At 69.3% G+C, this 14,112-nt stretch carries 9 protein-coding genes; 4 read left to right on the plus strand and 5 right to left on the minus strand.

Going from position 1 to position 14,112, the window contains the following annotated elements:
- The coding region (locus PUR53_RS35095) for a TetR family transcriptional regulator (protein ID WP_329910948.1) at positions 1–119 on the minus strand (119 nt) is incomplete at its 3' end.
- 246 nt (positions 120–365) lie between these two features.
- Here PUR53_RS35095 and PUR53_RS35100 point away from each other — a divergent pair.
- The 3 genes from PUR53_RS35100 to PUR53_RS35110 all read left to right on the plus strand — a co-directional run bounded on the left by PUR53_RS35100 (position 366) and on the right by PUR53_RS35110 (position 4,311).
- Positions 366–1,352 (plus strand): NAD(P)/FAD-dependent oxidoreductase, encoded by a 987-nt coding sequence (locus PUR53_RS35100; RefSeq protein WP_329910949.1) that lies wholly within the window; start codon positions 366–368, stop codon positions 1,350–1,352.
- Positions 1,353–1,585: 233 nt separating this feature from the next.
- Complete coding sequence (locus PUR53_RS35105) at positions 1,586–2,593, plus strand: NAD(P)H-binding protein (protein WP_329910886.1); 1,008 nt, start codon at positions 1,586–1,588, stop codon at positions 2,591–2,593.
- Between the two features lie 86 nt (positions 2,594–2,679).
- Entirely contained in the window at positions 2,680–4,311 is a 1,632-nt protein-coding gene (locus tag PUR53_RS35110; RefSeq protein ID WP_329910888.1) for an MFS transporter, read from the plus strand.
- A gap of 453 nt (positions 4,312–4,764) precedes the next feature.
- Here PUR53_RS35110 and PUR53_RS35115 read toward each other — a convergent pair whose 3' ends face one another.
- The gene (locus PUR53_RS35115) at positions 4,765–6,942 is read right to left on the minus strand and encodes a sulfatase (RefSeq protein ID WP_329910889.1); all 2,178 of its coding nucleotides are present in this window, start codon (positions 6,940–6,942) and stop codon (positions 4,765–4,767) included.
- Between the two features lie 401 nt (positions 6,943–7,343).
- On the opposite strand from PUR53_RS35115, the gene PUR53_RS35120 reads away from it, so the two are divergent.
- The gene (locus PUR53_RS35120) at positions 7,344–8,414 is read left to right on the plus strand and encodes an RNA-guided endonuclease InsQ/TnpB family protein (protein ID WP_329910890.1); all 1,071 of its coding nucleotides are present in this window, start codon (positions 7,344–7,346) and stop codon (positions 8,412–8,414) included.
- 100 nt (positions 8,415–8,514) lie between these two features.
- Here PUR53_RS35120 and PUR53_RS35125 read toward each other — a convergent pair whose 3' ends face one another.
- The 3 genes from PUR53_RS35125 to fxsT all read right to left on the minus strand — a co-directional run bounded on the left by PUR53_RS35125 (position 8,515) and on the right by fxsT (position 14,095).
- Positions 8,515–9,555: a LacI family DNA-binding transcriptional regulator gene (locus tag PUR53_RS35125; RefSeq protein WP_329895866.1), complete on the minus strand. Its 1,041-nt coding sequence runs from the start codon at positions 9,553–9,555 to the stop codon at positions 8,515–8,517.
- A 249-nt stretch (positions 9,556–9,804) separates the two neighbouring features.
- Complete coding sequence (locus tag PUR53_RS35130; protein WP_329910891.1) at positions 9,805–10,071, minus strand: DUF4839 domain-containing protein; 267 nt, start codon at positions 10,069–10,071, stop codon at positions 9,805–9,807.
- Positions 10,072–10,207: 136 nt separating this feature from the next.
- On the minus strand, positions 10,208–14,095 hold the full coding sequence (gene fxsT / locus PUR53_RS35135; protein ID WP_329910892.1) for an FxSxx-COOH system tetratricopeptide repeat protein: 3,888 nt from the start codon (positions 14,093–14,095) through the stop codon (positions 10,208–10,210).
- Between the last annotated feature and the right edge of the window lie 17 nt (positions 14,096–14,112).

Below are 14,112 nucleotides of genomic sequence, written 5' to 3' on the forward strand. Positions count from 1 at the left end.
CCCAGGCCGGTGGCGGCGCTGATGTCGTCGACGCTCGTGCCGTTGTAGCCCGAAGCGCGGAACTGCCGCTCCGCGGCATGCAGGACGTGGTCGCGGTCGAAGCTTCGTGGTCTCGCCATGCATCGAAGGTAAAGCCGACCCGCCGTAATTGACAACCCAGTACAGAACCATTTAGGTTTCGGACTGTTCAGTAAACAACGGTGCTGTACATCACGAACGTCCCAAGCAAATCGGGGCCGGACCCTCCACAACAGCCCAAGACGGCCGCCGACCACATCCTCGGCTTCCTGAGCGACTGCCCCCTCCCGCCACCCAGAACTCGAAGGGTCGACCGAACCATGACTGACAAGGAAAGGCAGGAGGCCATGACTGCGACGGCTCCTGCGTACGAGAGCGACGCGCTGGCCGAGGGGACCGTCGACGCGGTGGTGATCGGTGGGGGCGCCGCGGGGCTGAACGGTGCACTGATCCTCGCCCGCTCCCGCCGCTCGGTCGTCGTGATCGACAGCGGCTCCCCGCGCAACGCGCCCGCGGAGGCCGTGCATGGGCTGCTCGCCCTGGACGGCACCCCGCCGACCGAGATCCTTCGACGCGGCCGGGAGCAGGTGCGCCAGTACGGCGGACGCGTCATCCACGGCGAGGTGGTCTCGGCCGAGTCCGCCGCCCCGTCGGCGGACGGGGACCTGCGGTTCACCGTCACCCTGGCCGACGGCCGCAGCATCACCGCCCGCCGCATCCTGGTGGCCACCGGCCTGAAGGATGTGCTGCCACAGGTGCCCGGGCTCGCCGAGCACTGGGGACACAGTGTGGTGCACTGCCCGTACTGCCACGGCTGGGAGGTGCGCGACGAGCCCATCGGCATCCTCGCCACCGGCCCGGCCTCCATCAACCACGCGTATCTGTTCCGTCAACTGACCGAGGACCTGACCTACTTCACCCACGGCACCGACCTGGACGAGGACAGCCGCGCCCGCTTCGCCGCCCGCGGCATCCGCGTCATCGACACCCCGGTCGTCGAGGTCGTCAACGACGAGGACGGTGCCCTCACCGGCGTACGCCTGGCCGACGGCCAGATCGTGGCCCGCCGCGTCGTCGCGGTCGCCTCGCCGATGCAGGCCCGCACCCGGGGCCTGGAAGGTCTGGGCCTGCCGGTGCAGGACCTGCCGACGGGCCGCGGTTTCGCCTCCGGCATCGCCGGCGCCACCGAGGTGCCGGGTGTGTGGGTGGCCGGCAACGCCACCGATCTGGTCGCCCAGGTCGGGGCCTCCGCAGCGGCCGGCGCACTGGCCGGCGCCGACATCAACAGGATGCTGGCCACCGCGGACACCGACGCGGCCCTCCAGAGGCCCTGAGACCTCAGCCCGCCACCCACCCGCCTCACCTTCATCGGTGAGGAAACCGATCTGATTTCCCGTCTGGAAACTGATCAGTTTCCAGACGGTTCTCAGTCATGCCCGCAAGCAGGCAGCAGGAGCGTCGCGCCGAGGTCAACGCCACCCTTCGACTTCCTCACCCGCCTCGACGACTCCACATCCTCGGCTTCCTGAACGGCCGACCCACCCCCCACCAGACGGAGGACACACCAATGACGGAACGCAATCCCATTCTGATCACCGGCGCCGGCGGCCAAGTCGGTGGCGTGAGCAGCGTGATGGTCGACATGCTGCTCGAACAGGGCCACCCGGTGCGCGCGTTCGTGCGACGGGACGACGAACGCGCGCAGTCGCTGCGCGAGGCCGGGGCCGAGGTCTTCGTCGGCGATCTGCTCAAACTCGCGGACGTGGCCGCCGCGCTGAAGGGTGTCCGGCGCATCTACTTCAGCATGAGCGCGCAGCCGTACTACGCCGATGCCCTCACCGTGATGGCGGCGGCGGCGCGAGCCCAGGGCGACACCGAGGCCTTCGTGCACCTGTCCAACTACGAGCAGTCGTACATGACGCTCGAGAAGATGACCGCATCGGACGAGGAGCGGCGTTCCTGGCTCGGCGGACTGGTCACGGACTGGTCACCGCAGCAGCGGGCGCACTGGGTCTGCGAGAAGGTGCTGGACTGGTCCGGCATCCCGACCGTCAACGTGCGCGCGACCCTGTTCGCCGAGTCTCCCCACCTGACCTGGATGCAACTGGGCCCGCTGAGCAACGGTGTACTGCGCCTGCCCTACGGCGACCAGCGGCTCGCGCCCATCGCCGTTCACGACCTGGCAGAGGTGTGCGTGAAGATGCTGGTCGACCCCGCACCGCACATCTCGAAGTCCTACGCGCTCACCGGCCCGGAGCTGAAGGACATGTACGGGTTCGCTGAGGACTACGCCGCCGCGCTGGGACGCCAGGTCGTCTACGTCCCTGAGGAAGTGGAGGCCTGGAACGAGGCCTTCGTGGACGAGACCCTCCTGCAGGAGGCCCTGGGCGATCCGGGTGCGGCCCGGCACGTGGCGGCGCACCTGAGGATCCAGGCCAGGCTGATCGCCGGCGGGCGGTACGACGTCCTCTCCGACCAACTGGAAACCCTCCTCGGGCGCCCGCCGCGGACCATGCGGTGGTCGCTGCAGAACAACGCACGCCTGCGCGAACTGGCGGTTTCCCCGAGCCACTGAGCGCTCCGGAGCAATACATGACGCCATCCGATGGCCACCTTGAGTGATTCCGCTCGTCCGATCCGTCCCCCTCTCAGGAGCTACTGATGTCCTTCCTTGCACATACCCCCGTGGAGAAGATGACCGGGCCGTACGCGCGGCGCTGGTGGGCGCTGCTCGTGCTGTGCCTGAGCCTGCTGATCACGGTGATGGCGAACACGTCGCTGATCGTCGCCGCCCCCGACATGACCACCGACCTGGGCCTGAGCAGCAGTGATCTGCAGTGGGTCGTCGACAGCTACACCGTTCCGTACGCGGCGCTGATGCTGGTGCTGGGCGCGATCGGCGACAAGTACAGCCGGCGCGGCGCGCTGGTACTGGGCCTGCTGATCTTCGCCGCCGGTTCGGTGATGGGGAGCCTGGTCGACGAGACCTCGCTGGTCATCGCTGCCCGCGCGATCATGGGTATCGGTGCCGCGGTCGTGATGCCGGCCACGCTGTCCCTGGTGGTCGCGACCTTCCCCCGGAGCGAGCGGGCCAAGGCCATCACCGCCTGGGCCGCGACCTCCGGCGTGGCGGTAGCCGTCGGCCCGCTCGTCTCCGGCTGGCTGCTCGAGGACCACGCCTGGGGCTCGACCTTCCTGATCAACGTGCCGATCGCCCTCCTCGCCGTGCTCGGCGCGCTCACCCTGGTACCGCCGTCCAAGGCGCAGGGCATGGGCCGGATCGACTACGTCGGCGGTCTGCTGTCGATCGTCACCGTCGGCTCCCTGATCTACGCCGCCATCGAGGGCCCGCACTCCGGATGGGGCACCGGCCCCGTCACCGCCGCCGTGGTCGCCGGTGCCGGTCTGGCCGCCTTCGTCGCCTGGGAACTGCGGCACCCGCACCCGATGCTGGACGTCCGCAAGTTCGCGCTGCGACCCTTCAGCGGCTCGATGCTCGCGGTGATGTTCTTCTTCTTCGGTATGTTCGCCGTGATCTACTACGCGACGCAGTTCCTGCAGTTCGTCCTCGGCTACGGCGCCCTGGACACGGGTGTACGGCTGCTGCCGCTGGGCGGTGCGGTGTTCCTCGGGTCCGCGCTGACCGGGATACTCACCCCGAAGCTGGGGGTGAAGCCGATGGTCGTGACCGGCCTGGCCATCGGCACGGCGGGCATGTTCCTGCTCACCCAGATCGACAAGGGCTCTACGTACGGGGACTTCCTGGTGCCGATGATGATGCTGGGCCTCGCGCTCGGACTGGCCATCTCCCCGGCGACCGACACGATCATGGGCTCCTTCCCCGAGTCCGAGCTGGGCGTCGGCGGCGGTGTCAACGACACCGCGCTGGAGCTGGGCGGGGCGCTGGGCATCGCGGTGCTGGGCTCGCTGCTGGGCACGGCCTACCGGGACGAGCTGACCGACCTCGTGGGCAACCGGCTCCCGGGCGAGGCGATGGAGATCGCCAAGGACTCGGTCGGTGGTGGCCTGGCCGTCGCGGAGCGGGTCGCGCAGGATCCCTCCGTCGGTCCGCAGCAGGCCCAGGCTCTCGTGGACGCCGTCCACCAGGCCTTCGCCCACGGTGTCGCCCAGACCAGCCTCATCGGCGGCATCATCATGGCCGCCGGAACCCTGATCGTCCTCGCGGTCCTGCCGGGCCGGCGCGGGTTCGCCGAGAAGAACGCCGAGCCTGGGGCCGGGACGTCTGCGAGCGAGGCGGCGACTGTGCGGGAGCACACCGGGGCCACCCGCTAGATCGCCGACGGGGCGTCCACGGGATCGCCGGGGACGTGTCCGCCGGGTCGCCGGGCACCGCCTCCGCCGGATCGCCCGCCGGGTGCGTCGGGCAGGAGCCCGGCGGCGCGACGCGCAGGACGCGGGCGTGGTCCACGCTCCACGGCCACGCGGATCCTCTGCCGGAACACCTCACCGTCCTCGGCCTCCGGGCCGCCCCGGAGGAGAACCCCGGGGCGGCCCGGAGGCCAAGGGCCGTGAGGTGACAGCTGCGGTCGCCGCAGACGCCGCCCTGCGACCACGGTCATGCTCGAATCAGCACAGGAAAGCAGGGCATCTCCAGGGTGGTGGACACGCCGTCACTGCGCGCCCGGCCCTTCGAGAAGCAGCTGGGCCGGCAGGAGATGTTGGTCCCGGAGCTCGCACGGCGTTACACCGGGAAGTCGGCTTGCATGCGGTGCCTTTCCCGGGCGCTCAGGACGTACCGCCGGGCTGCTGCGGCCCGAACGCCGTCATGAAGCGGTCGCGGAACTTGTCCATCCGCCAGGTCGGCGTCGAGTCGGCGGGCTTGAGCCCGTCCGTCCAGCCCCAGTCGGAGATCTTCTCCAGCACCTCGGGGTCCTGCGCGACGATCGACACCGGAACGTCGTGGCTGGGGTTGTCGCCGGTGACCGTCTTGTTCGGCTGGTGGTCGCCGAGGAAGACCAGCACCGTGTCCTTCGAACCGTACTTCGCGACGAAGTCGACGATGCTGGTCACCGAGTACTGGATGGACTTGCGGTATTCGTCCCGGACGGCCAGCGGATCCTTCCAGACCTCCGTCGGGTCCTTGCCCTCGGCCTTCTGGAGGGAGTGGTAGACCGAGCCGTCACCGATCTCCTCCTCGGGGATCGTGCTCGGGATGGGCGCCCACGGGTTGTGGCTGGAGGTCAGGATGATCTCCGCCATCATCGGCTCCCGGTCCTTCCTGCCATGCTCCAGCTCCCGGAAGGCCTTCAGCGTGTACTGGTCGGGCATGGTGGACCAGCTGAACTTCGGCCCCTGGTAACCCAGCTGGTCGGAGTCGTAGATGTGGTCCAGCCCGAAGTACTTGCCCTCGGGCCAGGTCTTCTGGGTGCCCGGCACGATACCGACGGTGCGCCAGGCGCCGGTGCGGCGGAACGCCTCGGTGAGGGTGAGCCGGTCACTCGCGACGAGGTTGTTGTACCGCGACTGGTTCTTGATCCACAGGCCGGACAGGAACGTGGAGTGCCCGAGCCAGCTGCCGGCGCCCGTGATGGGGGAGCGCAGCCAGCCGCTCCGCGAGGCGAAGCCGGCGTCCTTCAGCTCCTGGGTCTTCTGCGTGAGGGTCTCACCGAGCGGTTCGCCCATCCGCGGGTCGTCGATCGCGGAACGGCCGTAGCTCTCGATGAACGTGATCAGTACGTCCTTGCCGCGCAGCCCCGTCAGGAGCTGGTCCGGCGGTACGTCGGCGAAGGCGTCCACCGCGGCCTGCTTGCGGAACGCCTCGCCGTCCTTCAGCCCCTCGCTGACCGCCTCGATCCGGTTCTCCACGAGGGTGGCCGCGCTGTGCGAGGCCACGGGTACGTCGGATATCTCCAGCGTCAGCGTCGAGCAGGTGATCCACGCGGTCCCCAGGACGAGGAGGGTCCGGCTCGCGGTGTGCCGGTTGCGCACCATCAGCCTGCTCAGCCGTACGACCGCGAGCGTCATCAGCACGGGCAGCGCCAGCGCGAGCGCGATCACACCGACGGTCGCGGCCTGGGCGGCCGCCCCACCGAGCGAGTCCTTCATGAACGACTGCGCGTCGTCCAGCAGGATCCAGTCCAGCACCAGGTCGAACGGGCGGTCCAGGGTCCAGTACGACCCCATGTCCAGTGCCTTGACGATCACCAGGAGACCGAGCACCACGCCGACCACCACGACCGCCACGCGGCGCGCCTTCGCGGGCAGCACCAGCAGCAGGCCCGCCACGAGGATGCCCTCCGCCGGAATCCGCAGGAACCGGCCGGGGTCCAGCTCCGTGATGTCGTTCGGCACGACGAGAGCGAACAGCACGAGCACGAGCGCCAGCCCGGTCCCGGCCCAGGCGACACCGCGAGCGGCCCGCGGGTGCCGCGAACGCCAGCCGGGGGAGGGGGAAGGGGAGGGGGATGCGGTGAGCTGCGGTTCGGGGTCGGGCCCGGACTCCGGCTTGGGGGCGGGCTCGGCCTGCGGCTCCCGCTCGGCCTTGGCTTCGGCCTGCGGCTCCGGCTCGGGATCGGGTGCGGGCTCGGAAGGGGGATCAGCATCGGGCTCCCTGCCCGACGGAGGTTCGGGAGCGGGCGCTTTGGCCCCCGGCTGCTCCTCGGACTTCTCCGGCTCCGGCTCGGTCTCGGCCGTTTCCGCCTCGGCCGTTCGTGCCTCGCGCGTTCCCTCGCCCGCTTTCTCCCGCTCGGTCTCCACGACCTGCTCGGTCTCCACGACCTGCTCGGTCTCCACGACCTGCTCGGTCTCCACGACCTGCTCGGTCTCCACGACCTGCTCGGTCTCCACGACCTGCTCGGTCTCTGCGGCCGCGTCCCGTTTCGGAGGGGCGGAGTCCTCCGGGGCCTTGTCGTCGTCCGGTGCCGGAGTCGGTCCCGGAAGCTGCGGAGAGCGTATGTGCGACAACCCGAAGGTCCTTCCGTGTGGAGCATGTGGAGCTCAGTGCTGGTGGTGCGGAGTGGGCCCAGGGCCGCGGGACCGCCGGGACACCCGGTAGGCCATCCCTATGCGTACGATCCCACGACGCCAACCGTTCACCTGTTTCTTGCGAGGAGGCCCCGGCGTTCACGCCGGGGGAGGAATCGCATCCGGCTGTCGTGACGCGGAGTGTCGCCGCATCCGGTTCAGGTGCGGAGCGCCCGTACCGCTGTCGGTATCGCTGAGGTGATGCGAAGGCGTGTGCCTGTCGTCGCTGGTCGGGGTGGTGGCTGCGGGATCGTGGGGTGCTTGTGCGGCTGTCGTACATATGGTCCTTTGCAGGGTTCGGGACGGCACGGTGTCCCGGCCGGGGAGCGTGAGGGGGCGAGATGGCGCAGGTGACGGCCGCTGCGGAGTCCGGGCATGCCCGGTACACGTACCGGCTGCGTGTGTCGTCCACTGCCCGTACCGCGCTGGCGGCGGAGTGGGACCGATGCCGTTGGGTGTGGAACGAATGCGTCGCCAAGTCCAGGGCCGTACACCTGCACAACAAGGCCACCGGCGAGAAGGCCACGTGCGGCCCGGCTCAGCTCGACAGGATGCTGACCGAGGCCCGCGCCCGTACGCCGTGGCTGCGCGAGGGCTCGTCGGTCGTCCAGCAGCAGAAGGACGGCCGGCTGCATCTGGCGGGCGGCATCGTCGTGACAGTGGTGTGGTCGCGGGACCTGCCCACCGAGCCGTCCTCGGTGCGCGTGTACCAGGACAGCCTCGGGCACTGGTATGCCTCGTTCGTCGTCCCCGCCCAGGTCCAGCCGTTGCCCCAGACCGGCCGTGTACTCGGCGTCGACTGGGGCGTGAAGGAGACCGCGACCACCACCTCCGACGCGCACGACCTGCCCCACGCCGGGCACGGCGGGAAGGCCCGGCCGAAGCTGACCCGGTACGACCGGATGATGGCCCGCCGCAGGCCGGAGAAGGGGAAGCCCGGGTCGAAGGGTTACCGCGAGGCGAAGGAACTGCGGGCGAAGGCGCACAAGAAGGTCGCCAGGCAGCGAGAGGACACCGCTCGCAAGTGGGCCAAGAAGGTGGTCCGCGACCACGACGCCATCGCCGTCGAGGACTTCCGCCCCAAGTTCCTGGCCAGGACGACCATGGCCCGCAAGGCCGCCGACGCCGCCATCGGCGCCACCAAGACCGCTCTGATCGAGATGGGCCGCAAGCACGGGCGGGACATCCGCCTCGTCCACCCCGCGTACACCACGATGGACTGCGCGCACTGCGATGCGAGAGCCAAGCACGCAATGCCGCTGGGTGAGCGCACCTACACCTGCACCGCGTGCGGAAACGTGTCCCCACGGGACAAGAACTCCGCCCGCGTCATGCTCGTCCGGGCAGGTCTCAACCCGGCTGGTGCTGATGGCGCAAGACCTCCTGGAGCGCTGCTCCAGGAGGCGGCCTGAGCCAGGAATCCCCTTCCCCTCAGGGAGGGGAGGGTTCAACCGAACTCAGGTCCTCCGCACACCCACTTCGCCGAACCCCGGCGCACCCGGCCCCACCGGCTCAGGCCGAGCGCAGCGCCCCCGTGCTGGCCCGCTCCACCAGCCGCGTCGACAACTCGGTGCGCGTGCCCTCCGGTTGGTCGCCCTCCATCATCCGCACCAGCAGCCGTAGCGCGGTCTGGGCCATCTCCGAGAGCGGCTGGCGGACGGTGGTCAGGCCGGGAGTCGCCCAGCGGGCCTCGGGCAGGTCGTCGAAACCGACCACACTGATGTCGTCAGGCACCCGCAGCCCCCGCTCGGCCAGCGCCTCGTAGACACCGAGGGCCATCTTGTCCGAGCAGACGAACACGGCGGTCGGCGGCTCGGGGAGGTCGAGCAGCTGGAGCATGCGGTGCCGGGCGGTGGCCTCCATGAAGTTGCCGTACCGGACGTACTCCGGCCGGTACGGGAGGCCCGCGGCCGTCAGCGCCGAGCGGTAGCCCGCGACCCGGGCGCTGCTGCACATCTTGCGCCGGTACCCGGCGATCACGGCGATCCGCTCGTGCCCCAGGGACACCAGATGGTCGGTGGCGGTCGTGCCGCCCTGCCAGTTGGCCGCACCCACGGAGACCACGCCGGGCGGCGGCTCCAGCACCGGGTCGATCAGCACGAAGGGGATGCGGTGCTGGGTGAGCCAGGAGTACTGGGCGGGGGACAGTTCGGCGAGGTTGAAGAGGACGCCCGCCGAGCCGCGGGCGGTCAGCTTGTCGAACCAGCCGCGTTCGGGCCGGGCGCCCCGGGTCCGGGTCAGGCCGGCCGAGACGACGACCTCCAGGCCGGCGTCGTGGGCGGCCTGTTCGACGCCGTGCAGTACGGCGCCGGACCAGGAGCTCTCCAGGGAGTGCACCACCAGGTCGACCATGCGCGGCGGCTTCGACGCCTCGAACCGGGGTCTGCGGACATAGCCGAGCCGGTCCAACGCCTCGGTGACCCGGCGCCTGGTCTCGGGGGCCACGTCCTCCCGGCCGTTGACCACCTTCGAGGCCGTGGGCACGGACACCCCGGCCTCGCGCGCCACCACCGCCAGCGTCGGCCCGGCCGTCGCGCTCCCGCCACGCACCATCGCGACTCCACCTCTCAGGGCCCGTCCCGAGGGCCGGTGAAATTTTCGAACAGCGCTCCGCACACGACCGGGTCCCGAGCCGCGTAGCAAGCGCTTCCTACGTTAAGCCCAACTCAACACGGCGGGAAGAAGCAGGGATTCAGAGGACCCCTTCAGCCAAAACTTTCGAAACCTCGAACAAGCGGGAAACCGGCCGAGGCCCCGCGTGCTCGTGCTGGGGGAGCGAGGCGACGCTGCTGCCCGTACCGCCTACCGGGTTTCCGTCGAGACCGGGGCGAGGTAGAAGAGGCACTGGGCCACGTTGAACTCGCCCACGTCGGCGACGAAGCGGAGCCTGTCGCCTGCGCCGACGGTGGCGGGGACCTCCTTGCCGGTCAGTCCCAGGTCGAGGACGCTGACGTCCTCGTACGTGAAGGCCGGGCCGACCGAATTGAAGGGCTGGACGAGCCGCCCGCGAGGGTGAGCCGACAGCGCACTTCGGACAGGGCATTTGCGGCACGTCCACAACCGCAGCACGCCGACGGCCGACGGACTGTGGCGGTCCGCGGCCCGCCCCGGGCTGGTCGGCTGGCGCCGGGGCAGGGCTCAAGTGTCCGCCGACGGCATCGGTCCTGGTCACTCGCTAGAGGAAGTATCCCTGAGCGAGCTGTCGTCAGGGCATCGGCCAAAGGGGGGCCCGCTCGAGGTAGGCACCGATCAGATTGCCTCGAACGGCCCGCGTCAGAGGGGCATTGACACCGTGGACCCGCTCACACCCCGCGTAGGCCGCCTCGTACATCGAAATGGCCTGGGGTAGGTTTCCTGTGATTTGGTACGCGCCGGCGAGATTGTTGAGGGTACACAGGGTGCTGGGGTGGTCGGTGCCCAGCTTGTCCACCTGACCGGCTAGCGCTGCTTCGTACTGGGGGATGGCCCTCACCGGATCCTTCGCGGCGTGGTAAGCGCAGGCGAGGTGGCTACGCGCGGTGAGTGTGTTGAGATGGTCGACACCCAGCACCCGCTCGTGATCAGCAAGCGTCGACTCGAAGCACCGAATCGCCCACGCAAGGTACCCCGCCGCCTGGTAGGCGCGGGCCGCATCGATGCGGGTGGAAAGCGTGCCGGGGTGGTCGACCCCGAGCACCCGCTTGCGATCGGCCAGCGTCTCCTCGAACAGAGGAATCGCCCGACCGAGATCCCCCGCCGTCAAGTAGGCACCGGCCAGGCTGCTGCGACTATTGAACGTGCGAGGGTGGTCGGCCCCCAGCACTCGCTTGCTGTCGGCCAGTGTCTCCTCGAACAACGGAATCGCCCGAGTCAGACTCCCAGCCGCCTGGTAGGCGTGAGCCAGGTTGTTGCGGGTGGAAAGCGTGTCGGGGTGGTCGAATCCCAGCACCCGCTCGCAGTCGGCGAGCGTGGCCACGTAGAGGGAGATCGAGCGGCCCCGATCCCCCGCAGAACCGCAGGCCTTGGCCAGATTGGCAACAGACGACAGCGTGGCAGGATGGTCGGCTCCCAGCACCCGCTTACGATCGGCCAGATTCGCCTCATGCAGGGGGACAGCCCGCCTCAGATCCCCCATCGAAGCGTAAGCGCAGGCGAGGAGCTCGCGGGAGTCCAAAGTGTGGGGGTGGTCGGTCCCCAGCACTCGCTCCCTGTCGGCCAGCGTCGTCTCCAACAAGGAAACCGCGTGGTCCAGATCGCCCAGGTCTTCGTACAAGCAGGCCAGGTTGTTGCGGGAAGACAGCGTGGCAGGGTGGTCGGCTCCCAGCACCCGCTCTTGATCAGCCAGCGTCGACTCGTGCAGCGGGACAGCACGCGCCAGATCCCCTGCCGCCCCATAGGCATAGGCCAGGTTGTTGCGGCTGGTGAGTGTGTCGGGGTGATCGGCGCCCAGCACACGGAGGCGTACGCCGAGTAGTTCCTCGTAGAGGGGGATCGCTTGGCCTAGGTCGCCTGCCGACTCGTACGCGCCCGCGAGACCGTCCCGAGCCGCAAGGGTGTCCGGGTGGTCGGCTCCCAGCACCCGCTCGGAATCGTCCGTCGTTGTCGCGTACAGCGAGATCGCCCGGCTGAGGTCTCCGCTCAACTCGCACGCGAAAGCGAACCTGCTGCGGACGCTCAGGGTTGCGGGGTGGTCCGTGCCAAGCGTCCGCTCCAGTTCTGCGAGAGTGGTCTCGTAGAGCGCAATTGCCTTCTCCAGATCCCCCGCGTCGCGAAGAGAGCCGGCAAGGTTGCTTCGAGCGATCAGGATGCGCTGCTGGTCGGCCCCCGGCACGCGCTCCTCCTCGGCGAGAGCCGCCTCAAACAGAGCAGTCGACCGGCCCAGTTTCCCTGCCCTCTGGCAGGCGGTCGCAAGGTTGTTGCGCGCTGCCATGGCTTCGGGACAGTGGGGGCCCAACACCCGCTGGATGTCGGCCAGAACCGCTTCCCCCAATTCTATCGCCCGGTCCAGGTCCCCGGTGTGCTCGTGCAAGCTGGCCTGGAGCAGGCGGGAGGCGAAGGTTTGGGGCTGGTCAGCTCCGCGAATGCGGGTCCCGGATTCCACCGAGCGTTCGGCGTGAATTCTCGCTGGGTCGATCAAGCCCTGGTTCAGCATGAACACGGCGGATTCATAGAGCATCCACTCTATGGCTGCGGTGTCCTGGGTGGGCTCGGTGGCGTCGGCGAGCGCCTGGATGTGCGGGAGGAGCGCACGCCAGCGCGGCCACCCCGCGATGTTGGCCTGGGGATCTTCAGGTAGGGCGTCAGTGAGGAGGACCGCGGCATCACGGCGGGCGGTCTCGATGGCGTCCGGTGCGCGGTGTGGATCGGGGTCGAGGTGGGCAAGTGTCCCGAACGCGGGATCCGGGGTGCGCGCAATGGTCTGCACCAGGCGATGGACTGCAAGGGTGTCGGACTCGAGGGTGATCATGCTGTAGGCGCCAAGGAGACCAAGGGCTCGTGTCAGACGGGCTGGATTGTCGGCGAGTCGGCTGAGCAGATCGCGGGGCAGCGGTCTGGGGGCGAACCATGCGACAACGCGCAGGATGCGTACTGTCAGAGGGTCCAGTTCGGCCAACGCGTCGAGGGTGACACGCCAAATGCGGGCCATGGTTCGTTCGGGCCGGGTGTGGTCCGCGGGGATGTCGACGGTGTAAGCAGTGCGCTCGTGCAGCAGGTCGCGGTACGCCTTGACAGACTGCTTGCTCTGCCGAATGAAGGCCCCTGCTTGCTCGAGGGCAAGGGGCAGGTGACCCAGTTCCTCGGCCAACAGACGGGCTTGGCCCTGGTTAGCCGGATCAGTCAGCCCGGTGAACCGGGTCAGAAGCTCGAGCGACGCGTCCTCAGCCAGGACAGGAAGGGCGAGCGGTTCAGTGGGCCAGTCTTCCGTGTAACGGCTGGTGATCAGGTGCCGCCCCGCGTGCCGGAGTTGTCCTGTCAGCGTGACGAGAGAGCTGGGGTGTTCCGCGTTGTCCAGGACCAGGAGCCACCCCGGGTGGGCCTGCAACCATCCCACCGCCCAGTCGGCCGCCTGTGGTGTGGTCAGGTCGCCGGTACGGCCACCACGCAGTCGGCCGGCCAGCGCGGCCAGGTCGGCGGTGATCAGGTCAGGGGTATCGGCGTGGATCCACCACACGAGCCGGTAGGTGTCCAGATGGGTGTGGGCGTAGTGCAGAGCGAGAGTGCTCTTGCCCACACCTCCCAGGCCGTGGACCGTCTGGGTGATCGCCTGGGAGTCACGGTTGAGGGCGGCTGCGAGCTCGTGCAGGGCCTCGGAGCGTCCCACGAAGAATCGGGAGGGCAGGTCGGGAAGATTGTTCAGCCCGGCCGGGGCTTCGACGGCGTAGGCGGACGCGGGAGCGTGCCCCACGAAGGACGTGACCTCCTGAAGAGTCAGAGCACCGCCCGTGGCCTTGATCGTCGTGGTGAAGCCCGGACGCGCGGCCAGTCCCGCCACGGGTACGGCTGTCAGCAGGGTGGCCGGGTAGTCCTGGGCCCGGTCTACGACAAGGATCCCCACCAGAGTGGCGCCGCAGAACAGAGCCGCACCCGAAGTTCCCGCCCACCGCGAGGCTGTGGAGCCACCGTGGGGGGTCGCGACCTGGTCCACATGCGCGTGGATCAAGCCGGACTTCAACCCGGTCAGAGCTTCGATGTGCCCGCGAATCTCCTTAGTGTCACGGCGGCCGTCTCTCGCCTCGGCCTGCGGAAAGCCCACTGCGACACAGTCCACCCGTCCACGGCCCTCACCGGGCGGCGCCAGGCGACCCCAGGTCACTGGCGGACAGTCGGGAGGCTGCCATCCCTCACCGGTGATCAGCAACAAGGCCGCGTCGCTTCCCGGATCTGCGGTCAGGTCGGGCGATTCGGCGGGCCACACGACCCTGGCCGCCACCCATGGCAGGTTTTCTGCCGAGCTCAGCCCCAGCCGGCGTATCTCCACCCGCGCATCGCCCCCGGCATCACTGCGCGACACGTTGTGGTGCGCCGTCAGCACCAGATGATCTGCAACCAGGTAACCCGTGCCGACCTTCTTCGAGGTCGGGTTCCACACCTCCACCACCCGCTGCAGGTGCATGCACTCTCCCAGGGGCC

The organism is Streptomyces sp. SP18BB07 (assembly GCF_036322545.1).
In the GTDB taxonomy this organism is placed as follows: Bacteria; Actinomycetota; Actinomycetes; order Streptomycetales; family Streptomycetaceae; genus Streptomyces; species Streptomyces deccanensis.